This is a genomic window from Pseudomonas kermanshahensis, from assembly GCF_014269205.2.
In the GTDB taxonomy this organism is placed as follows: Bacteria; Pseudomonadota; Gammaproteobacteria; order Pseudomonadales; family Pseudomonadaceae; genus Aquipseudomonas; species Aquipseudomonas kermanshahensis.
Window position 1 is genome coordinate 819,564 of the sequence record NZ_JABWRY020000001.1, and the last position, 21,705, is coordinate 841,268.

Annotated in this window: 18 protein-coding genes; 10 read left to right on the plus strand and 8 right to left on the minus strand. The window is 62.9% G+C overall.

Going from position 1 to position 21,705, the window contains the following annotated elements:
* Nucleotides 1-81: 81 nt before the first annotated feature.
* The gene (locus HU764_RS03795; protein ID WP_027595780.1) at nt 82-2,673 is read right to left on the minus strand and encodes a glycosyltransferase; all 2,592 of its coding nucleotides are present in this window, start codon (nt 2,671-2,673) and stop codon (nt 82-84) included.
* Between the two features lie 133 nt (nt 2,674-2,806).
* On the opposite strand from HU764_RS03795, the gene tcdA reads away from it, so the two are divergent.
* On the plus strand, nt 2,807-3,616 hold the full coding sequence (tcdA, locus tag HU764_RS03800; protein ID WP_099428481.1) for a tRNA cyclic N6-threonylcarbamoyladenosine(37) synthase TcdA: 810 nt from the start codon (nt 2,807-2,809) through the stop codon (nt 3,614-3,616).
* Between the two features lie 43 nt (nt 3,617-3,659).
* On the opposite strand, the gene HU764_RS03805 is transcribed toward tcdA, so the two are convergent.
* From HU764_RS03805 to HU764_RS03820, 4 genes are all read right to left on the minus strand, one after another.
* Entirely contained in the window at nt 3,660-4,070 is a 411-nt protein-coding gene (locus HU764_RS03805) for a SufE family protein (RefSeq protein ID WP_186675955.1), read from the minus strand.
* Complete coding sequence (locus HU764_RS03810; protein ID WP_186675970.1) at nt 4,067-5,272, minus strand: cysteine desulfurase; 1,206 nt, start codon at nt 5,270-5,272, stop codon at nt 4,067-4,069. The genes HU764_RS03805 and HU764_RS03810 overlap by 4 nt, the downstream gene beginning before the upstream one ends.
* A gap of 78 nt (nt 5,273-5,350) precedes the next feature.
* Complete coding sequence (dapD, locus tag HU764_RS03815; RefSeq protein WP_085272744.1) at nt 5,351-6,385, minus strand: 2,3,4,5-tetrahydropyridine-2,6-dicarboxylate N-succinyltransferase; 1,035 nt, start codon at nt 6,383-6,385, stop codon at nt 5,351-5,353.
* A 41-nt stretch (nt 6,386-6,426) separates the two neighbouring features.
* Complete coding sequence (locus HU764_RS03820; RefSeq protein ID WP_186703045.1) at nt 6,427-6,774, minus strand: ArsC family reductase; 348 nt, start codon at nt 6,772-6,774, stop codon at nt 6,427-6,429.
* A 545-nt stretch (nt 6,775-7,319) separates the two neighbouring features.
* Between HU764_RS03820 and HU764_RS03825 the strand changes: the two genes are divergently transcribed.
* Complete coding sequence (locus HU764_RS03825) at nt 7,320-8,966, plus strand: Na+/H+ antiporter (protein WP_186702955.1); 1,647 nt, start codon at nt 7,320-7,322, stop codon at nt 8,964-8,966.
* A gap of 148 nt (nt 8,967-9,114) precedes the next feature.
* On the opposite strand, the gene dapC is transcribed toward HU764_RS03825, so the two are convergent.
* Genes dapC through map form a run of 3 tightly spaced genes read right to left on the minus strand, consistent with a single transcriptional unit; the run spans nt 9,115 to nt 13,864 of the window.
* On the minus strand, nt 9,115-10,311 hold the full coding sequence (gene dapC, locus HU764_RS03830; protein WP_186675975.1) for a succinyldiaminopimelate transaminase: 1,197 nt from the start codon (nt 10,309-10,311) through the stop codon (nt 9,115-9,117).
* 30 nt (nt 10,312-10,341) lie between these two features.
* Nucleotides 10,342-13,044 (minus strand): [protein-PII] uridylyltransferase, encoded by a 2,703-nt coding sequence (locus HU764_RS03835; RefSeq protein ID WP_027595790.1) that lies wholly within the window; start codon nt 13,042-13,044, stop codon nt 10,342-10,344.
* 37 nt (nt 13,045-13,081) lie between these two features.
* Nucleotides 13,082-13,864 carry a type I methionyl aminopeptidase gene (gene map, locus HU764_RS03840; protein WP_027595791.1) on the minus strand — a complete coding sequence of 261 codons (783 nt, stop codon included), beginning with the start codon at nt 13,862-13,864 and terminating at the stop codon, nt 13,082-13,084.
* A 346-nt stretch (nt 13,865-14,210) separates the two neighbouring features.
* Here map and rpsB point away from each other — a divergent pair, with 346 nt between their 5' ends.
* The 8 genes from rpsB (at nt 14,211) to rseP (ending at nt 21,662) form a co-directional block, all read left to right on the plus strand.
* Nucleotides 14,211-14,948, plus strand: coding sequence for a 30S ribosomal protein S2 (gene rpsB, locus HU764_RS03845; RefSeq protein WP_027595792.1), 738 nt, complete (start codon nt 14,211-14,213; stop codon nt 14,946-14,948).
* Between the two features lie 186 nt (nt 14,949-15,134).
* Complete coding sequence (tsf, locus tag HU764_RS03850; protein ID WP_027595793.1) at nt 15,135-15,998, plus strand: translation elongation factor Ts; 864 nt, start codon at nt 15,135-15,137, stop codon at nt 15,996-15,998.
* A gap of 180 nt (nt 15,999-16,178) precedes the next feature.
* Nucleotides 16,179-16,922 (plus strand): UMP kinase, encoded by a 744-nt coding sequence (pyrH, locus tag HU764_RS03855; protein ID WP_009686950.1) that lies wholly within the window; start codon nt 16,179-16,181, stop codon nt 16,920-16,922.
* Nucleotides 16,919-17,476 carry a ribosome recycling factor gene (gene frr, locus HU764_RS03860; protein ID WP_027595794.1) on the plus strand — a complete coding sequence of 186 codons (558 nt, stop codon included), beginning with the start codon at nt 16,919-16,921 and terminating at the stop codon, nt 17,474-17,476. The genes pyrH and frr overlap by 4 nt, the downstream gene beginning before the upstream one ends.
* A 15-nt stretch (nt 17,477-17,491) precedes the next feature.
* A complete protein-coding gene (gene uppS / locus HU764_RS03865) occupies nt 17,492-18,247 on the plus strand; it encodes a polyprenyl diphosphate synthase (RefSeq protein WP_027595795.1) in 756 nt (251 codons plus the stop codon).
* Entirely contained in the window at nt 18,247-19,062 is an 816-nt protein-coding gene (locus HU764_RS03870) for a phosphatidate cytidylyltransferase (protein WP_099453135.1), read from the plus strand. Before uppS ends, HU764_RS03870 begins: the two co-directional genes overlap by 1 nt.
* The gene (ispC, locus tag HU764_RS03875) at nt 19,059-20,249 is read left to right on the plus strand and encodes a 1-deoxy-D-xylulose-5-phosphate reductoisomerase (RefSeq protein ID WP_186702956.1); all 1,191 of its coding nucleotides are present in this window, start codon (nt 19,059-19,061) and stop codon (nt 20,247-20,249) included. The genes HU764_RS03870 and ispC overlap by 4 nt, the downstream gene beginning before the upstream one ends.
* A gap of 60 nt (nt 20,250-20,309) precedes the next feature.
* Nucleotides 20,310-21,662, plus strand: a complete 1,353-nt coding sequence (gene rseP / locus HU764_RS03880; protein WP_099428487.1) for an RIP metalloprotease RseP — start codon at nt 20,310-20,312, stop codon at nt 21,660-21,662.
* The last annotated feature ends 43 nt before the right edge of the window (nt 21,663-21,705 follow it).

The following is a 21,705-nucleotide window of genomic DNA, read 5'->3' on the forward strand; positions in this document are numbered from 1 at the left end:
GAAAAACGAGGGGCGTTATCGTATATCAAACGAGGGTTGTCGGCACGGGGCAATGGGGCCGCTGGGCGGCCCCGGCCTGTTTCAGGTGGCTTGTGCTTCGACGTTCTTCTCGGCAGGTTTTGGCAACGACGACAGCAACGCCATCACCAATGCCGCCAGGTACGGCAACGACTGCACCAGCAGCATCGCCACCCAGAAGCGCATGTCCGAACTTGGCAGCCCTTGCACCAGATAGATGCCCAGCGCCGCGCCCCACAACAGCAGCATGATGAACAGTTCTTCGCGCGCTTCGGAGAGGGCCACCAGCACACCATGGCTGTCGGCATTTTTGGGCGTGCGGAAGAACGGCATGCTGCTAGTGAAGAACCCATACAGCACCGCCTTGGCGATGGTGTGCGACAACGCCAGCCCCGCCAGCGCGGCGGCGAAGGCGTCCTTGAGGTTGACCCCGACCGCCCGGCGGTACAGGAAGATGATCTTGCCAACCTTGAAGAAGAACAGCGCCAGCGGGGGGATGGCGAAGATCATCAGCGGCGGGTCGACCCGGTGCGGCACGATGATCATCGCCGCCGACCACAGCAGTGCGCCGACGGTGAAGAAGATGTTCATGCCGTCGGCGATCCACGGCAGCCAGCCGGCCAGGAAGTGATAGCGCTGGCCGCGGGTCAGCTCGCTGCCCTTGCCGCGCAGCAGGGCGCCGGCATGGTGCTTGATGATCTGGATGGCGCCGTAGGCCCAGCGGAAGCGCTGCTTCTTGAAGTCGATGAAGGTGTCGGGCATCAGGCCCTTGCCGTAGCTGTTGTGGGCGTAGGCGGCCGACAGGCCTTTTTCGAACACCCGCAGGCCCAGCTCGGCGTCCTCGCAGATGCACCATTCGGCCCAGCCCAGCTCTTCCAGGACTGAACGGCGGGTCATGGTCATGGTGCCGTGCTGGATGATCGCGTCACGGTCGTTGCGGGTGACCATGCCGATGTGGAAGAAGCCCTTGTACTCGCTGTAGCACAGCTTCTTGAAGGCACTTTCGTGCTGGTCGCGGTAGTCCTGGGGCGACTGCACCACGGCGATTTTCGGGTCGGCGAAATGCGGCACCATGTGCTTGAGCCAGTTGCGGTCGACGCAGTAGTCGGAGTCGATCACTGCGATCACTTCGGCATCTTTAGCGGTGTGCGGGAGCAGGTAATTGAGCGCGCCGCCCTTGAAACCGGCCAGGGGCGCGACATGGAAGAACTTGAAGCGCTCGCCAAGCTTCTCGCAGTGGGCCTTCAGGGGTTCCCACACGGCCGGGTCCTTGGTGTTGTTGTCGATCACCAGCACTTCGTAGTCGGGGTAGTCCAGCGCGGCCAGGGCATCGAGGGTCTGTTTGACCATTTCGGGAGGCTCGTTGTAGCAGGGGACGTGCACCGACACCTTGGGCCGGTAGGCGCTGTCGGCCTGCACCGGCAGGAATTCGCGACGGCGCTTGTGTATCCATACCGCCTCGGCCAGTTCGTGGGCTTCTGTCAGCAACACGATGAACACGCCCAGCGCACCCAGCGCCAACAGCACGCCCACGGTGAGGCTGAACCAGGTGCTGTATTGCTGGCTGTAGTCGTAGGCAATCCATACCAGCACCGACCCACACAGGAAGGTGATGAAGGTCAGGAAGGTGCGGCCGCGCTGGCGCAGGGCAGAGCCGTCGATGAACAGCACCATCAGGGCAATCATCGCCAGCACCACCGAGGCGACCGCCAGGGCACGCCACTGCGGGATGGCGACTACCGGGCCATCGAAGTTGAACTTCTGCTGGCGCTCGGCGTTGAACACGCCCCAGTAAGCCCCCACCGAACCTTCGTCACTGGCTTTCCAGGGCTGGTCGTAGGCCTCGATCACAAAGTAGTTGTAACCGCGGCGGTTGAGCGTGTTCACCAGGGTGCGCAGGTAGATGGCCTGGTCAGCCTGGGTAGCATCGGCACCGCCGCGCATGCGGCCATTGCTCGGCCAGCCGACTTCCGAAAGCAGCAGCGGCTTGCGCGGGAACTGCTGCTTGAGGTCGCGGGCGCGGTCGAGCACGAACTCCACCGAGTCCTGCATCGGCACGAATTCCCAGTAAGGCAGGATGTGCGCGGCGATCAGGTCGACGTGCTTGGCCAGCTCCGGGTGTTCTTTCCAGATGTGCCACTGCTCACTGGTGGTGACCGGCACCTTGACCGCGGCGCGTACCCGGTCCAGGTACTGGATCAGTGCCTCGGGCGTGACTTCTTCGCGGAACAGCGCCTCGTTGCCGACCACCACCCGCACCACGCTGCGCGAGGTGTTGGCCAGTTCGATGGCGGTGGCGATTTCGCGCTCGTTGCGCTCAAGGTCCGGGCTTATCCAGATACCCAAGGTCACCCGCAGGCCGAATTCCTCGGCCAGGCGCGGGATATCTGCCTGGGTGCCCTCTACGGTATAGATGCGGATGCTGTCGGTCAGCTTGCTCATCTGCTCCAGGTCTTGGCGCATCTCGTCGTCGCTGGGGTACTGGCCCTTTTGCGGGCTCTCGCCGAGGCGGAAGGGCGAGTACGAGAAACCAGAGATCTGCTCCGGCCAGGCAGGCGCGGAGACGGGGCGGTTGATCAGCGCCCAGAACCCGGTGAACAGCGCCGCGATGGCCAGGACCACGACCAGGTTGAGGCCGAATTTGCGTGATGACATTGTCGTCCAAGTCTGTCGAATTGAGTGAATATTAAAGCAGGATTGGCCGGCACTTTCCTAACCATGGAGGCCAACGGCGCCATTGGCATATAATGCGCGCCGTTTTTAGCGGTATGCGCTTCGGGGTAGCAAGATGAGCACAGAAGATCCACGCTTTGCCGGCGTCGCCCGGTTGTATGGCGATGATGGCCTGCAACGGTTGAAACAGGCCCATGTGGCGATCGTCGGTATCGGCGGGGTCGGCTCGTGGGCGGCCGAGGCGTTGGCGCGAAGTGGCGTGGGCGAGATTACCCTGTTCGACCTCGACGATGTCTGTGTCAGCAATACCAACCGTCAGGCCCATGCCCTCGAAGGGCAAGTGGGGCGGCCCAAGGTCGAGGTCATGGCCGAGCGCCTGCGGGCGATCAACCCGGCGTGCACGGTGCACGCGGTAGCTGACTTCGTTACCCGCGAGACCATGGCTGAGTACATCACCGAAGGCCTCGACTTCGTCATCGACTGCATCGATAGCGTCATGGCCAAAGCCGCGCTGATTGCCTGGTGCAAGCGGCGCAAGATCGGCGTTGTGACCACCGGTGGCGCGGGGGGGCAGATCGACCCCACGCAAATCCAGGTCGGTGACCTCAACAAGACCTTCAACGACCCGCTGGCTTCACGGGTACGGTCCACCTTGCGTCGCGACTACAACTTCTCGCGCAATGTCAGCCGTAACTACGCCGTGCCGTGTGTGTTTTCCAGCGAACAGCTGCGCTACCCCAAGGGTGATGGCAGTGTTTGCCTGCAGAAGAGTTTCGTCGGTGAAGGCGTGCGCCTGGACTGCTCGGGTGGTTTTGGCGCAGTGATGATGGTGACCGCGACCTTTGGCATGGTCGCGGCCAGCAAGGCCGTGGAAAAACTGGTGGCGGGTGCCAGGCGGCCTTCGGAGCGGGTCAAACCCGAGTAACCTGTTCCTATTCGCGGGCAAGCCCGCGAAGAAGTCCCACTGTTCAGTGGCTGGAGGTGATTTCTGCCATCCGCAGCAACACCGCATGCAGGCCATTGCTGCGCGAGGGGGACAGTTGCCGTTCCAGGCCTAACTGGCTGAACCAGCCCGGCAAATCCAGCTCAGCCAGCTCGCTGCTGGCCAGGCCTTGCACCCGCACCAGCAGCAAGGCCAGCAACCCGCGCAACAACCGTGCATCGCTGCTGGCCTTGAATCGCCACTGGCCATCTTGCTGTTCAGCCACCAGCCACACCAGGCTTTCACAGCCATGCACACGGTTGTGCTCGCATTTGTCGGCATCACTCAGTGGCTCAAGACGATCACCCCACTGCATCAGCAGCCGCGCACGTTGCTCCCAGCCGCGGGCCTGCTCGAACTGTTCCAGCGCCTCGCGGGCAGCTGTCGGCAAACTCATCGCAACATCTCCAGCCCTTGATCCAGCGCGTCGAAAAAGCGCTGCAGGTCATCGCTGTCGTTATACAGCCCCAGCGACACCCGAATCGCCCCCTCAAGCCCCAGCCCTTTGAGCAGCGGCATGGCGCAATGATGGCCGGCACGCACGGCGATGCCTTGCTCGGTCAGCAGATGGGCGATGTCGGCGTTGTGCACCCCTTCGATCACGAAGCTGGCCAAGGCCGTCTGTGGCGAGCCGAGCACGCGAATGCCATCGCGGTCGGCCAGGCCGCGCAGCAAGTGCTGGTGCAAGCTGGCCTCATGCCGTTCGACCGCCTGAGCATCGAGGCTGGCCAGGTAATCGAGCGTGGCGCCTAGGCCGATGACACCCGCGATGGGTGGGGTACCGGCTTCGAAGCCCAGCGGGGCGGGGCGGAAGCTGGCGCTCTGGTACTCGGCCAGTTGCACCATCTCACCGCCAAATTGCCAGTGGCGCAGCAGCGCCAGCGCCTGGCTGCGACCGTACAGCACGCCAACCCCTTCCGGGCCATACAGCTTGTGGCTGGAAAAGACATAGAAGTCGCACGCCAACTGCTGCACATCATGGCGGCCATGCACCACGCCCTGGGCGCCGTCGACCACGGTCAATGCGCCTTGGGCCCGGGCATGGGCCAGCAAGGCCGACAGCGGTTGCCAGGTGCCCAGCACGTTGGACAGCTGGCTGACCGCCAGTACCCGGGTGCGTGGCCCGATCAGTTGCAGGGCCTGATCGAGGTCGATGCCGCCGTGAATGTCGAGCGGCAAGATAACCAGGCGAAGGTTGCGCCGCCGGGCCAGCTGTTGCCAGGGCAGCAGGTTGGCATGGTGTTCCAGGGCACTGACGGCGATTTCGTCACCGGCTTCGAAGCGGTGCTCCAGGCCATAGGCCAGCAAGTTGAGGGCCGAGGTGGCGCCATGGGTGAAAACGATCTGCCGCGAATCGGCGGCATTGAGCCAGGCGGCAACCTTGTCGCGGCTGGTTTCGAACGCCTGGGTCGCCAGCGCGCCGGGCAGGTGTTGGGCACGGTGCACGTTCGCCGCGCCATGGCCGTAGTAATGGCTCAGGGCATCGATCAGGGCTTGCGGTTTCTGGCTGGTGGCGGCGCTGTCCAGGTAAGTCTGGTGCTGCCGTTGCAGGGCGGCGATGGCGGGGAAATCGGCACGCCAGGGGGAGGGCTGGAACATGGTCGCGGGGCCTGGAATGAAAAACGGGTCTGGCATTACGCCAGACCCGATCTTATCACTTCAAACCGAGGAAGGTTCTCAGTTGTGGGCGTGCAGCGCCTCGTTCAGCTCGATGGCCGACTTGTGAGTCTTGCATTCCACCGCGCCATTCAGCGAGTTGCGACGGAACAGCAGGTCGGTCTGGCCGGCCAGGTCGCGGGCCTTGACCACTTTGACCAGCTCGTTGTTCTCGTCGAGCAGGTTCACCTTGGTGCCAGCGGTAATGTACAGGCCAGCTTCGACGGTGTTGCGGTCGCCCAGCGGGATGCCGATACCGGCGTTGGCGCCGATCAGGCAGCCTTCGCCGACCTTGATGACGATGTTGCCGCCACCGGACAGGGTGCCCATGGTCGAGCAGCCGCCGCCCAGGTCCGAACCCTTGCCGACGAAGACGCCCGCCGAAACGCGGCCTTCGATCATGCCTGGGCCTTCGGTGCCCGCGTTAAAGTTGACGAAGCCTTCGTGCATGATGGTGGTGCCTTCGCCGATGTAGGCGCCCAGGCGCACACGGGCGGTGTCGGCGATACGCACGCCGGCCGGGACCACGTAATCGGTCATTTTCGGGAACTTGTCCACCGAGAACACTTCCAGCAGCTCGCCCTTCAGGCGTGCTTCCAGTTGCAGTTCGGCCAGCTCGCCCAGGTCGACGGCGCCTTGGTTGGTCCAGGCGACGTTTGGCAGCAGCGGGAAGATGCCGGCCAGGCTCACGCCGTGCGGCTTGACTAGGCGGTGCGACAGCAGGTGCAGCTTGAGGTAGGCCTCTGGGGTCGAGGTCAGCGCGGCGTCTTCTGCCAGCAGGGTGGCGACCAGCGGCTTGTGGCTTTCAGCCAGGCGGGTCAGCAGGGCAGCCTGGGCGGCATCGATGCCTTTCACGGCTTCAGCCAGCTGCGCCGCTTGCGCATTGCTGAACGCAATGGCCTGGTTGCCGCCTTCGTAGCCGAGGATCGGGGTAACGGCAGCGATCAGCTCGGCGCTTGGGTTGACCAGCGGTTGTGCGTAGAAGACTTCAAGCCAGGTGCCCTGGCGGTTCTGGGAGCCGACACCGAAGGCCAGGCTGAACAGGGTATTGGACATGGGATTACCTCGTGCGAAATAGGGTGGAAGCGCAGGCGGGCTCAGGCCAGCGCTGCGGCATACGAATCAGCTTTGAAACCAACCAGGGTGCGCTCGCCCAGATCGAGCACCGGGCGCTTGATCATCGAAGGTTGGGCAAGCATCAGCTCGACGGCCTTGGCCTGGTCGATATCAGCCTTGCTGGCGTCGTCGAGCTTGCGGAAGGTGGTGCCGGCACGGTTGAGGATGACTTCCCAGCCGTGTTCGTCGCACCAGCGGTTCAGGCTGTCACGGTCGATGCCTTGGGTTTTGTAGTCATGGAATTCGTAGGCGATGGCTTTGTCTTCGAGCCAGGTACGCGCCTTTTTCATGGTGTCACAGGCTTTGATGCCGTAGAGCGTGTAAGTCATTGTGTACATTGGGGCAAAGGTTCCCCAATTTCTCCATTTTTCGAAAGTCAGTCGCGGGATTATGCGGGAACGATTCGGTGAGCGCCACGGGGTGTGGGCGAATGGGGAGGGGTTGAGCGTTGTAGCGCCTATGAGACCGAGCGCCGCCCGCGCGGCGCTTCGCAGCACAAGGCTGCTCCTACATCTGTTTCGGGCCAGTCACGCCTGTGGAATCTGCGCGCGACCGCCTTGTTTGTCCGACTCGATATCAAGGTGGGCACCAAGGGGCCGCGCGCCCATGCCACAGGAATAATTGGCCCGAAACAGATGTAGGAGCAGCCTTGTGCTGCGAAGCGCCGCGCGGGCGGCGCTCGTTCTCATAGGCGCCAACGCCCTTCAGCCTTGCCCCCCGTCACCCAAACACATGCATCATCGTGTTACATATTCCCGCCGCACCTGCGACTATCGTGCAGCGGCCCCGCATTGCCATACGCCGCTAACATATTGTTTCAATGGCGATGTTTCGCCTCGCTACGGTTATTGATTCATAAAGGAAGCTTTCACGGATGCAGTCAGCCTATACCGTCCTCATTTTGCTCACGCTGGTCAGCGTGTCGAAGCTGGTCGGCCGGATGATTCCGCTGCCCCTGCCATTGGTGCAGATTGCCGCTGGCGCGCTGCTGGCCTGGCCCACCCTGGGGCTGCACGTGGCCCTGGACCCCGAGCTGTTCCTCTTCCTGTTCCTGCCGCCGCTGCTGTTTGCCGATGGCTGGCGCATTCCCAAGCGCGAATTGTGGCGCATTCGCGGGCCGGTGGTGGCGCTGGCCGTGGGGTTGGTGCTGTTTACCGTGGTCGGCGCCGGTTACTTCATTCACTGGCTGTTGCCGAGCATCCCGCTGCCGGTCGCTTTTGCCCTGGCAGCGGTGTTGTCGCCTACCGATGCCGTGGCCGTTTCGGCCATTGCACAGGACCGTCTGCCAACCCCGCTGATGCATATGCTGCAGGGTGAGGCGCTGATGAACGATGCCTCGGGCCTGGTGACGTTCAAGTTCGCCTTGGCCGCAGCGATCACGGGGGTGTTCTCGTTGGCCGATGCAAGCTTCAGCTTCGTCCTGGTCGCCCTTGGCGGCCTGGCGGTCGGCGTTGCCCTGAGCTGGCTGATCGGCCGTCTGCGCGCCTGGATGATCGCCCGCGGCTGGGACGACCCCGCCACGCACGTGGTGTTCATGCTGTTGCTGCCCTTTGCGGCATATGTATTGGCAGAGCGCCTGGGGGTATCCGGCATTCTGTCGGCAGTGGCGGCCGGCATGATGCAGAGCTGGCTCGACCTGCTGCCCCGCCAGACCAGTACCCGCTTGCTCAATCGCAGTGTGTGGTCGTTGCTGGAGTTTGCCTTCAATGGCCTGATCTTCCTGCTGCTCGGCCTGCAATTGCCGGACATCATCAAGGCCGTCGTGAGCCACGAGGCCACTGTCTGGCCGACCTTGGCCTGGCGCTGCCTGGATGTACTGGCGATCTTCGCGGCGTTGATCCTGCTGCGGTTTATCTGGGTGCAGAGCATCTGGCGGGCCATTGGTGTGGTACGCCGCTGGCGGGGCAAGCCGGCGCTGGTGCTGATGCCCACGGCGCGTTCCTGCTGGCTGCTGACCCTAGGGGGTGTACGTGGCGCCGTGACTCTGGCGGGTGTGATGTCGGTGCCGCTGTTGATCAGTGCGGGGCAGGCGTTCCCCGAGCGTGATTTGCTCATCTTCATCGCCGCAGGGGTCATTCTGCTGTCGTTGATCAGTGCCTGCATTGCCTTGCCGATTCTGCTGCGCGGCGTCACCCAAAGCCCGGATGAGCGGCTGCATCAAGAAGTGCTGGAGGCTTGGCGACGCACGGCCGAGGCCGCGATTCATGCCCTGGAGGCGGAAGAGGTGATCGATGCCAATGCGCCGCAGGATGCCGCGCAAGCAACACTGGCGACCGAGCTCAAGGCGCGGTTGATGGCCGAGTACCGGGACGAGCTGGACAGTTACAACGACACGGCGGAGGCACGGGCCCTGGCTGAGCAGATGGACCTGCTTGAGCGGCGTTTGCGCTTGCGTGCGCTGCGGGCGCAGCGGCTGGAGTTGTACAACCTGCATCGTCAGCACCTGGTGGGCGATGAGGTGGTGCGGCAGGTGCTGGGTGAGCTGGATATGAGCGAGGCGAACCTGGGCGCTGTCCGGTAGCTCGCAGGGGCCGCTCTGCAGCCCATTCGCGGGGCAAGCCCGCTCCCACAGGGGCCTCACAAGGTCTGAGCCTGCGCAGTTATCTGTAGGAGCTGGCTTGTCGGGGCGCCGAACCGCTGCGATGGGGCGCAAAGCGCCCCCTGCCTAATCAGCGGTTCTGCAGGAACGCGCGAATCCGCTCGGCGGCCTCGATGCACTCGGCCAGCGGCGCAACCAACGCCATGCGCACTCGGCCAGCGCCAGGGTTCACGCCATCCACGTCACGCGACAGGTACGACCCCGGCACCACGGTCACATGCTGGGCTTCGAACAGGTCGCGGGTGAACGCGGCGTCGCAGCCCGGCACCTTGGCCCACAGGTAGAAGCTGCCATCCGGGCGTTGCACATCCATCACCGGCTGCAGGATATCCAGCACGGCATCGTACTTGGCGCGGTACTGGTCACGGTTTTCGCGCACGTGCGCCTCGTCCTGCCAGGCAGCGATGCTGGCCAGCTGGGTCTGCACGGGCATGGCGCAGCCGTGGTAGGTGCGGTACAGCAAAAATGGCTTGATGATCTCGGCATCGCCCGCGACGAAGCCCGAACGCAGGCCAGGCAGGTTGGAACGCTTGGACAGGCTGTGGAACACCACGCAGCGTTTGAAATCGCTGCGGCCCAGTTCGGCGCAGGCGCTGAGCAGGCCCGGTGGTGGGGCGTCTTCGTCGAAGTACAGCTCGCTGTAGCATTCGTCGGCGGCGATCACGAAATCATGCTCGTCGGCCAGGGCAATCAGCTTCTTCAGGGTGTCCATCGGCACCAGCGCGCCGGTAGGGTTGCCTGGCGAGCACAGGAAGAGGATTTGGCAACGCTGCCAGACATCAGCCGGCACGGCGTCGAAGTCAGGGTTGAAGCCGTTGTTTTCAAGGCACGGCAGGTAGTGCGGGGTGGCGCCTGCCAGCAGCGCCGCGCCTTCGTAGATCTGGTAGAACGGGTTAGGGCTGACCACCAGGCCATCATCGGCCCGGTTGACCACGGCCTGGGTGAAGGCGAACAGTGCTTCACGGGTGCCGTTGACCGGCAGGATGTGACGGTCGGCATCCAGCCAGCCGGTTGGCACGCCGAAGCGGCGCTCGCACCACTGGCCGATGGCCTGGCGCAGCCCTGGCAGGCCGAGGGTGCTGGGGTACACCGCCAGCTTGTCGAGGTTGTCGGCCATGGCCTGGGCGACGAACGCCGGCGATGTGTGCTTCGGCTCACCGATCGACAGCGCGATGGCGCGCTTGTCGGCCGCAGGTTTCACACTGCCCAGCAGGGCGCGCAGTTTCTCGAACGGGTAGGGCTGAAGCTGGGTCAGGGCATGGTTCATCGGCGCAAGGTCTCGTCAATCGTCTAATCGTTAAAAGGTCACGCGGGTCGGGCTGGCGTCGCTCGCCTGGCCAGCCTGCAACTGCTGGACGATAGCCTCCTGCAGGCGGCTGCACAGCTGCGGGTCGGACAGCGGCTGGTTATCGGCATCGGTGATGAAGAACACGTCTTCCACGCGCTCGCCGAGGGTGGCGATCTTGGCGTTCTGCAACGACAGGTCGAACTCCAGGAAGATGCGGCCGATCCGAGCCAGCAGGCCCGGCCGGTCGGGCGCGGTGATCTCAAGGATGGTCACCGGCCGTTGGGCATCGTTGAGGATGGTCACCTGCGGCGGGAAATTGAAGTGCTTGAGCTGGCGTGGCACCCGGCGTTGAATGATCGTCGGGTAGTCCTCGGGGTTGCGCAGCGCTTCGGTGAGGCCGTCGCGAATCTGCTTGACCCGCTGCGGGTTGTCGCCGATCGAGCCGCCGTCATTGTCGAGCACGATATAGGTGTCGAGGGTGAACTGGCTGCTCGAGGTGATGATGCGCGCGTCATGGATGTTCAGGTTCAACTGCGACATGGCCGCCACGGTCACGGCGAAGAAGTCGTGCTGGTCGGGGGCATAGATGAAGATCTGCGTACCGCCCTCGAACTCGCGCTGGGTGGTTTCCTTGATCAGCACCAGCGGCCCGCCGTCGGCCGGCTGCTGGAGGATGGCGTCGGTGTGCCAGGCCACATCGGCCGCGTTGTGCTTGAGGAAGTAGTCGTCGCCCAGCTGCGACCAGAGTTGCTCGACGTCGTCCGGGTCGACGCCTTCGCGCACGAGGATGTCCAACGCGGCGCTTTGGGTCTGGCGGATCTGCTCTTCGCGGTCCAGTGGGTTTTCCAGGCCACGGCGCAGGGCGCGCTTGGTCTCGGTGTACAGCTGGCGCAGCAGGCTGGCGCGCCAGGAGTTCCACAGGCTGGGGTTGGTGGCGTTGATGTCGGCCACGGTCAGCACATAGAGGTAATCCAGGCGGGTCTCGTCCCCCACATGCAAGGCAAAGTCGTTGATCACCTGTGGGTCGGACAGGTCTTTGCGCTGTGCGGTGGTGGACATCACCAGGTGGTTCAGCACCAGCCAGACGATCAGGCGGCTGTCCCAGGCCGGCAGTTGGTGGCGCTCGCAGAACGTCTGTGCGTCCACCGCGCCCAGCTCCGAGTGGTCACCCTGGCGGCCCTTGCCGATGTCGTGGTAAAGCCCGGCCAGGTAGATCAGCTCGGGTTTGGGCAGGCGGCCCATGAGCTTGCTGGCCAGCGGGAATTTCTCGGAAACCGGCGTGTACTGCAGTTTGCGCAGGTGCTTGATCAGGTTGAGCGTGTGCGCATCGACCGTATAGATGTGGAACAGGTCATGCTGCATCTGCCCGACGATCAGGCCGAATTCCGGCAGGTAGCGGCCGAGGATGCCGTAGCGGTTCATCCGGCGCAGATTGCGGTGGATGCCGATCTCGCACTTGAACAGCTCGATGAACAGGCTGGTGTTGCGGATATCGTGACGGAAGGTTTCGTCGATCAGGTGCCGGTGCTCGCGCAGCAGGCGCACGGTATCAGCGCGTACCCCTTTGATCTCCGGGTGCTGGGCCATCAGCACGAAGATTTCCAGCATGGCGAACGGCGTGCGTTTGAATACGTTCGGCTTGGCGGCTTCTATATAGCCGTCATGCAGGCGGAAGCGCGCATTCAAGGGTTGAGTGGTGCCGCTGTCATCGTCGGCGAGGATGACTTCCTCGAAGTGCTGGATGATCAGGTCGCACAACTGGCTGATGCTCATCACCACCCGGTAGTACTGCTGCATGAACTGCTCGATCGCGCGCTTGGGGTTCTCGTCGCTGTAGCCCAGCAAGGCGGCGATGCTGCGCTGGTGGTCGAACAGCAAGCGGTCTTCCGAGCGCCCGGCCAGCATGTGCAGGGCATAGCGCACCTTCCACAGGAAGTCCTGGGAGGAGGCCAGCAGTTCGTTCTCGCTTTCCAGCAAAAAACCTTCACCGGCCAGGGCGTGCAGGTTCAGCGTGCCGTATTGGCGGCGCGCCACCCACAACACGGTCTGGATGTCGCGCAGGCCACCGGGTGAGCCCTTGACGTTGGGCTCAAGGTTGTACTCGGTGTCGTTGTACTTGTGGTGGCGGGCCTTGAGCTCGGCGCGCTTGGCCAGGAAGAACTCCTTGCTCGGCCACATGTGCTCGGTGCTGGTGACGTCCAGCATGCGCTGGCGCAAGGCTTCGGGGCCGGCGACGGTGCGGCTTTCCATCATGTTGGTGATGACCGTCAGGTCGGCACGTGCCTGCTCGGCACATTCGTCGACGGTGCGCACACTCTGGCCCACTTCCAGGCCGATGTCCCAGAGCAGGGTGAGGAAGCGCTCGATGGCCTCGCGGTACTGTTCGTGTTCGGCAGCACCTAGCAAAATCAGCAGGTCGATGTCGGAATGCGGGTGCAGTTCACCGCGCCCGTAACCGCCTACCGCGACCAGGGCGATGCCGCGCTGGTCGCCCCAGTCGAACTGGTTCCAGGCCTGCTGCAGGATGTTGTCGACGAGCCAGGCGCGGTCCTCGATCAAACGGCGGATTTCGCGGCCTTCGCGAAAACGCCGGTCGAGCACCTCGCCCGCCTGGCGGATGGCTTTCTTGAAGGCGGCGATAGGGCTCGCCTTGAGGGCCAGTTCCGCCTGGAACTGGCCGCGGTCGAACAGCTCGGGATCCACCTGGGGCATTGCGTCGCGTTCCTGTCGTGGGGTGCCTGGCGCGGACTCAGGCCGAGGTGCGCGCGATAGTGTCGTCCTTGCGCAGGGTGAAGATCTCGTAACCGGTCGCCGTCACCACCAGGGTGTGCTCCCACTGGGCCGAGAGCTTGCGGTCCTTGGTAATGGCGGTCCAGCCATCGCCCAGGACCTTGGTGTCTGCCTTGCCCTGGTTGATCATCGGCTCGATGGTGAAGGTCATGCCTTCTTTGAGTTCCATGCCAGTGCCGGCGCGGCCGTAGTGGAGGATCTGCGGTTCTTCGTGGAACACTTTGCCGATGCCGTGCCCGCAGAATTCGCGCACCACCGAGAAGCCGTTCTTTTCAGCGTGCTTCTGGATCACTTCGCCGATGTCGCCCAGGCGGCAGCCCGGCTTGACCAGCTCGATGGCCTTGTACATGCATTCCTGGGTGACCTTGGACAGGCGCTCGGCCCAGACCGGCACGTTGCCGACGTGGAACATGCGGCTGGTGTCGCCGTGGTAGCCGTCCTTGATCACGGTGACATCGATGTTGAGCGTGTCACCGTCCTTGAGCGGTTTGTCGTTGGGGATGCCGTGGCAGACCACATGGTTGATCGAGGTGCAGATCGACTTGGGGTAACCCTTGTAGTTGAGCGGCGCCGGGATGGCCTGCTGCACGTTGACGATGTAGTCGTGGCACAGGCGGTCCAGTTCTTCGGTGGTGACACCGGGCTTGACGTGCTCTTCGATCATTTCCAGCACCTCGGCGGCCAGGCGGCCGGCGATGCGCATCTTCTCGATGTCTTCTGCGGTCTTGATGGTGACGGTCATTACAGGCTCTCTACGGCGCCGTGCACGGCGCGAACAAACGGGAAAGGCCGGATTCTAGCAGAGCAGGGCGGCAATCGGTCGGGATAAAGCCGGCCATCCTGCTGTCTATAGAGGGCATTTTGGCCTGAAAGCCTGGGTGCTGCAAAAACCGCTGACGGACGCGACAGTATTCGGGTTCCGTTCGCTCGCGGTCTGTGGTATAAAATGCGCCGCTTTCGGGGTCGACCCCGTAAGCCCTAAACCCACACACGTGTCGACACGATGACCTGGGTGCCCCGGATTCTAGAATCTGTGGGTTGGTCATTGGGATGCGTGGAGGCCCAACCCGACTTATCAAGGAACTATCATGTCCCAAGTCAACATGCGCGATATGCTGAAGGCCGGTGTGCACTTCGGCCACCAGACCCGTTACTGGAACCCGAAAATGGGCAAGTACATTTTCGGCGCGCGTAACAAGATCCACATCATCAACCTGGAAAAAACCCTGCCAATGTTCAACGAAGCTCTGGCTTTCGTAGAGCGTCTGGCCCAGGGCAAGAACAAGATCATGTTCGTCGGCACCAAGCGTTCCGCCGGCAAGATCGTCGCCGAGCAAGCTGCTCGTGCCGGTTCGCCATACGTTGACCACCGCTGGTTGGGCGGCATGCTGACCAACTACAAAACCATCCGTGCTTCGATCAAGCGTCTGCGCGACCTGGAAACTCAGGCCGAAGATGGCACCTTTGCCAAGCTGACCAAGAAAGAAGCCCTGATGCGTTCGCGCGATCTGGAAAAGCTGGACCGCAGCCTGGGTGGTATCAAGGACATGGGCGGCCTGCCTGATGCCCTGTTCGTGATCGACGTTGACCACGAGCGCATTGCTATCACCGAAGCCAACAAGCTGGGCATCCCGGTTATCGGCGTTGTCGATACCAACAGCAGCCCGGAAGGTGTTGACTACATCATCCCAGGTAACGATGACGCCATCCGCGCTATCGAGCTGTACATGACTTCGATGGCCGACGCCATCATCCGCGGCCGCAACAACGTTGCTGGCGGCACCGAAGTCTACGCTGAAGAAGCGGCTGCACCTGCTGCTGAGTAATTGACGCCTGGCGTCTACTTGGCACGCAAAAAGGGGGCTTTGCCCCCTTTTTGCCACCTTGAAATCCTGCTGTCAGCAACCGCCCCGCACTATGGGCCTGCTGAGATAGAAACAGCGGATTTGCAGAATTGAACGCCCGTGATGAGCGGGTGGAATGGTTGAAAAACTTTCCAAGAGGATTTTGAAATGGCAGCAATTACTGCAGCGCTGGTCAAAGAACTGCGCGAGCGTACCGGCGAAGGCATGATGGATTGCAAAAAGGCCCTGGAAAAGGCCGGCGGCGACATCGAAAAAGCCATTGACGACATGCGTGCCTCGGGCGCCATCAAGGCCGCCAAAAAGGCTGGCAACGTCGCTGCTGAAGGCGCTATCGCCGTCAAGACCGACGGCAAAGCCGCCGTTCTGCTGGAAGTCAACTCGCAGACCGACTTCCTGGCCCTGCAAGACGACTTCAAAAACTTCGTAGCCGAAAGCCTCGAAGAAGCCTTCGCCCAGAAGCTGACCGACGCTGCACCGCTGATCGCCTCGCGCGAAGCAGCCCGTGAAGCCCTGGTCGCCAAGTGCGGCGAAAACGTCAACATCCGCCGCCTGGCGCGCGTTGAGGGTGACGTTGTTGGTGCTTACCTGCACGGCAACAAGATCGGTGCCGTTGTTGTCCTGAAAGGCGGCGACGTCGAGCTGGCCAAGAACATCGCCATGCACGTTGCTGCTTCGAACCCGGAGTTCCTGGATGCTTCGGAAATCTCCGCCGAGGCCATCGAGCGCGAGAAAAATGTCTTCCTGCAGCTGAACGCCGACAAGATCGCCGGCAAGCCGGAAAACATCGTTGAGAACATGATCAACGGCCGTATCACCAAGTTCAAGGCTGAAGCTTCGCTGAAAGAGCAAGCCTTCGTCATGAACCCGGAAGTCAAGGTTGGCGAGCTGGCCAAGAAAGCCGGTGCTGAAATCGTTTCCTTCACCTACTTCAAGGTCGGCGAAGGCATCGAGAAGCCAGTCGACAACTTCGCTGAAGAAGTTGCCGCTCAGGTAGCTGCTGCCAAGCAGTAAGACAGACACGTCTGTCGCCCCAAAGAGGCTGCCCGCTCACGCGCGCAGCCTCTTTGTCAAAGCGGGAGCGGTTTTCCAAACCGCTGTTCGCTGACGCAGTCGCTGCGTCACGTTAGAGTTACACGCAGGCTCAAACAGCCCGCCAGAATTTTTTTACAAACGCCGCAGGAGAGATTCGCAATGGCTCAGCAGGGCAGTGGTCATCAGGCTCGCTATAAACGCATTCTACTCAAACTTAGCGGCGAGGCCCTGATGGGCTCGGAAGAGTTCGGGATCGACCCCAAGGTCCTGGATCGCATGGCGCTGGAAGTCGGCCAACTGGTCGGCATCGGTGTGCAAGTCGGTCTGGTGATCGGCGGTGGCAACCTGTTCCGTGGTGCGGCGCTCAGTGCAGCCGGCATGGACCGCGTCACCGGTGACCACATGGGCATGCTGGCGACCGTCATGAATGCCCTGGCCATGCGCGACGCGCTGGAGCGGGCAAACATTACCGCCATCGTCATGTCGGCGATTTCCATGGTAGGCGTGACCGATCACTATGATCGCCGCAAAGCCATGCGCCACCTGAACGCCAAAGAAGTCGTAATCTTCGCTGCCGGTACCGGCAACCCGTTCTTCACCACCGACTCTGCCGCTTGCCTGCGCGCCATCGAAATCGATGCCGACGTGGTATTGAAGGCAACCAAGGTCGATGGTGTATACACTGCAGATCCATTCAAGGACCCGCATGCCGAGAAGTTCGATCATTTGACCTACGATGAAGTGCTGGATCGCAAGCTGGGTGTGATGGATCTGACGGCAATCTGCCTTTGCCGCGACCACAAGATGCCGCTGCGCGTCTTCAATATGAACAAGCCGGGCGCCCTGCTGAACATCGTGCATGGCGGCGCGGAAGGAACCCTGATCGAGGAAGTTCAAAAATGATCAACGCTATCAAGAAAGACGCCCAGGACCGCATGGGCAAGTCCATCGAGGCGCTGGGTCGCCACCTGGCTGCCATCCGCACCGGCCGTGCCCACCCAAGCATCCTGGACAGCGTCAGGGTCACTGCCTGGGGTAGCGAAATGCCGCTGAACCAGGTGGCCGCGATTACCGTCGAGGACGCGCGCACCCTGAAGATCGTTGCGCACGACAAGAACCTCAGCGCTGCCATCGAAAAAGCCATCCTGACCTCCGACCTGGGCTTGAACCCGTCCAGCGCCGGTACCACCATCCGCGTCCCGATGCCGGCCCTGACCGAGGAAACCCGCAAGGGTTACACCAAGCAGGCCAGCGGCGTTGCCGAAGATGCCAAGGTGGCCGTGCGTAACGTGCGCCGTGACGCACTCGCCGACCTGAAGAAGCTGACCAAGGACAAGGAAATCAGCGAAGACGAAGAACGTCGCGCCGCTGACGAGATCCAGAAGCTGACCGACAAGTTCGTCGCCGAAATCGACGCTGCGTTCAAGGCCAAGGAAAAGGACCTGTTGGCCGTCTAAGGCCGAGGTTTTTTAATGGAAAAGACCAAGCCAGCGGCGCCGTCCTCGGTGCCGCGACACGTCGCGATCATCATGGATGGCAACAACCGCTGGGCGAAGAAGCGCTTGCTGCCCGGCGTTGCCGGGCACAAGGCTGGCGTAGATGCCGTGCGTGCGGTCATCGAAGTCTGCGCCGAATCGGGGGTCGAGGTACTGACCCTGTTCGCCTTCTCCAGCGAAAACTGGCAGCGCCCCGCCGAAGAGGTCGGTGCGCTGATGGAGTTGTTCTTCTCGGCCCTGCGCCGTGAGGCGCGTCGCCTCAACGAGAACAACATCAGCTTGCGCATCATTGGTGATCGCTCGCGCTTTCATCCTGAGCTGCAGGCGGCCATGCGTGAGGCTGAGGCACTGACCGCCGGCAACAACCGCTTCATCCTGCAGATCGCGGCCAACTACGGTGGCCAGTGGGACATCGCCCAGGCTGCCCAGCGCCTGGCGCGGGAAGTACAGGCGGGCCATCTGCGTCCAGACGATATCACGCCGGGTTTGCTGCAGACGTGCCTGTCCACCGGTGAGTTGCCGTTGCCGGACCTGTGCATCCGCACCGGGGGCGAACGCCGCATCAGCAATTTCCTGCTGTGGCAGCTGGCCTATGCCGAGCTGTATTTCTCCGACCTGTACTGGCCGGACTTCAAACACGAGGCCATGCGCAATGCCCTGGCCGATTTCGCTTCGCGCCAGCGCCGCTTCGGTAAGACCAGCGAGCAGGTCGAGGCTGGAGCTCGTGCTTAATGCTTAAACAACGCATCATTACCGCGCTGATCCTGCTGCCGGTCGCGCTGGGTGGCTTCTTCCTGCTCAATGGTGGGGATTTCGCCCTGTTCATCGGCTTCGTGGTCACCCTCGGCGCCTGGGAGTGGGCGCGCCTGGCGGGGTTGATGACCCAGCCACTGCGCATTGCCTACGCCGCGGTCGTCGCCGGAGCGCTGATGCTGCTGCACCTGATGCCCGACCTGGCACCGTGGGTGCTGGGTGCGTCGGTGATCTGGTGGGGGCTGGCCACCTGGCTGGTGCTGACCTATCCGCGCAGCAGCGAGCTATGGGCCAGTGCGGCCTGCCGCTTGCTGATCGGCCTGCTGGTGTTACTGCCGGCGTGGCAAGGCTTGGTGCTGCTCAAGCACTGGCCGCTCGGCAACTGGCTGATTCTGTCGGTCATGGTGCTGGTGTGGGCCGCCGACATCGGTGCTTACTTCTCTGGTCGAGCCTTCGGCAAGCGTAAGCTGGCGCCGCAGGTCAGCCCGGGCAAAAGCTGGGAAGGCGTCTATGGTGGCCTGGCTGTCAGCCTGGTGATTACGCTGGTGGTCGGTATCAGCCGCGACTGGGGTGTTGGCCAGATCCTGCTGGGTCTGTTGGGCGCGGCACTGGTGGTCATGGCCTCGGTGATCGGTGACCTGACCGAAAGCATGTTCAAGCGCCGCTCGGGCATCAAGGACAGCAGCAACCTGCTGCCCGGCCATGGTGGCGTGCTCGACCGCATCGACAGCCTGACGGCGGCCATCCCGCTCTTTGCCGTGCTGCTGTGGGCTGCCGAATGGGGTGTGATGTGAGTACGTTGCAGCGCATTACCGTGCTGGGCGCCACCGGCTCCATTGGCTTGAGCACGCTGGATGTGATTGCACGTCACCCTGAGCGTTATTCGGTATTCGCCCTGAGCGGTTACTCGCGCATCGACGAGCTGCTGGCGCTGTGCGTCCGGCATCGCCCGGAGTACGCGGTAGTACCGAATGCCGAAGGCGCTGCGCGCTTGCGCGACGGCCTGGCTGCCGTCGGGTGCGCTACCCAGGTGCTGGAAGGCGAGGCGGGGCTTTGCCAGGTTGCCGCAGCGCCCGAGGTGGATGCGGTGATGGCCGCCATCGTGGGTGCAGCAGGGCTGCGACCGACCTTGGCTGCCGTCGAGGCGGGCAAGAAAGTGTTGCTGGCCAATAAAGAGGCGCTGGTGATGTCTGGCGCGCTGTTCATGGAGGCGGTGCGGCGCAGTGGTGCCGTGCTGCTGCCGATCGACAGCGAGCACAATGCAATCTTCCAGTGCCTGCCCAGCGACTATGCCCGCGGCCTGAGCCAGGTGGGGGTGCGCCGCATCCTGCTGACGGCATCGGGTGGCCCGTTCCGCGAAACACCGTCCGCCGCATTGGCCGATGTCACCCCGGAGCAGGCGTGCGCGCACCCTAACTGGTCCATGGGGCGCAAGATTTCCGTGGATTCGGCCAGCATGATGAACAAAGGGCTCGAGTTGATCGAGGCCTGCTGGCTGTTCGATGCCTCGCCCGCCAAGGTCGAGGTGGTGGTGCACCCGCAGAGCGTGATCCACTCGCTGGTGGATTACGTGGACGGTTCGGTGCTCGCCCAGTTGGGCAACCCGGACATGCGCACGCCGATCGCCAATGCGCTGGCCTGGCCAGAGCGCATTGATTCTGGCGTCGCACCGCTGGACCTGTTTGCTATCGCACGCCTGGATTTCCAGGCGCCCGACGAACAGCGCTTCCCGTGCCTGCGCCTGGCGCGGCAGGCTGCCGAGGCCGGCAACAGTGCACCTGCCGTGCTCAATGCGGCCAACGAAGTGGCTGTCGAGGCATTTCTCCAGCGGCGTATCCGCTTCCCGGAGATCGCGGGTATGATCGAACAAGTGCTCGATCAGGAGCCTGTAGTGCCACTGGCCTCGTTGGACGCGGTATTTGCCGCCGACCAGCGTGCCCGGGAGTTGTCCCGTGAGTGGTTGCGGCGTCACGGTCGATGATGCAGGCCTGCCAGGGCTTGTGCGAAAAGTCGTTCTGCTGAACGTCATCTGGAGAAAGATATGACTGCGCTCTACATGATTGTCGGCACCCTGGTGGCCTTGGGTGTTCTGGTCACGTTCCACGAATTTGGCCACTTCTGGGTGGCCCGACGCTGCGGCGTCAAGGTGCTGCGTTTTTCGGTGGGCTTCGGTACGCCGTTGTTGCGCTGGCATGACCGCCAGGGCACCGAATTCGTGGTGGCGGCGATTCCGCTGGGTGGCTACGTCAAGATGCTCGATGAGCGCGAAGGCGATGTGCCGCCTGCGTTGGCCGACCAGTCGTTCAACCGTAAAAGCGTGCGTCAGCGTATCGCCATCGTTGCCGCTGGCCCGATTGCCAACTTCTTGCTGGCCATCGTGTTCTTCTGGCTGTTGGCCATGCTCGGCACCCAGCAGATTCGCCCGGTTATCGGTGCGGTCGAAGCGGGCAGCCTGGCAGCGTCGGCAGGCCTGACCGCAGGTCAGGAAATTGTATCCATCGATGGCAAGGCGACCAGCGGTTGGTCTGCGGTCAACCTGCAACTGGTTCGCCGTCTGGGCGAGAGCGGCACCCTGCAGGTAGGCGTGCGCGACGAAGGCGCCAGTGCCGAGCAGCACTTGCAGATCAAGCTGGACCACTGGCTGAAAGGCGCCGACGAGCCAGACCCTATCCAGTCCCTGGGCTTGCGCCCATGGCGCCCGGTGATCGTGCCGGTGCTGGCCGAGATTGATTCGAAAGGGCCGGCCGCTGCCGCCGGCTTGAAGACAGGTGACAAGCTGCTGGCCCTCGATGGCGTGGCAGTGAGCGACTGGCAGCAGGTGGTCGACACCGTGCGCGCCCACCCGCAAGCCAAGGTCGTGGTGCGTGTCGAGCGCGATGGTGCTGCGCTGGATGTGCCAGTAACCCTGGCCCGCAAGGGTGAGGGCAAGGCCGCGGGCGGTTACTTGGGCGCGGGGGTAAAAGGTGGCGAATGGCCTGCCAACATGCTCCGCGAAGTCAGCTATGGCCCGTTGGACGCGGTAGGCGAGGGCTTGTCGCGCACCTGGAACATGAGCGTCCTGACGCTCGAGTCGCTGAAGAAAATGCTGTTCGGAGAGCTCTCGGTAAAAAACTTGAGCGGACCGATAACCATTGCTAAAGTGGCGGGCGCTTCAGCCCAGTCCGGCGTGGGGGATTTCCTGAATTTCCTGGCCTACCTGAGCATAAGCCTGGGGGTTCTTAACCTGCTGCCCATTCCAGTACTGGATGGGGGGCATTTGCTGTTTTACCTGGTCGAGTGGGCGCGCGGTCGTCCGCTGTCAGATCGGGTGCAAGGTTGGGGGGTCCAGATCGGTATCAGTTTGGTCGTAGGGGTGATGTTGCTCGCCCTGATCAACGATCTGGGTCGACTATAAAGCTTCGCATTGCGAACCTGCCGCCACTTCGCGGCGGGTTGTT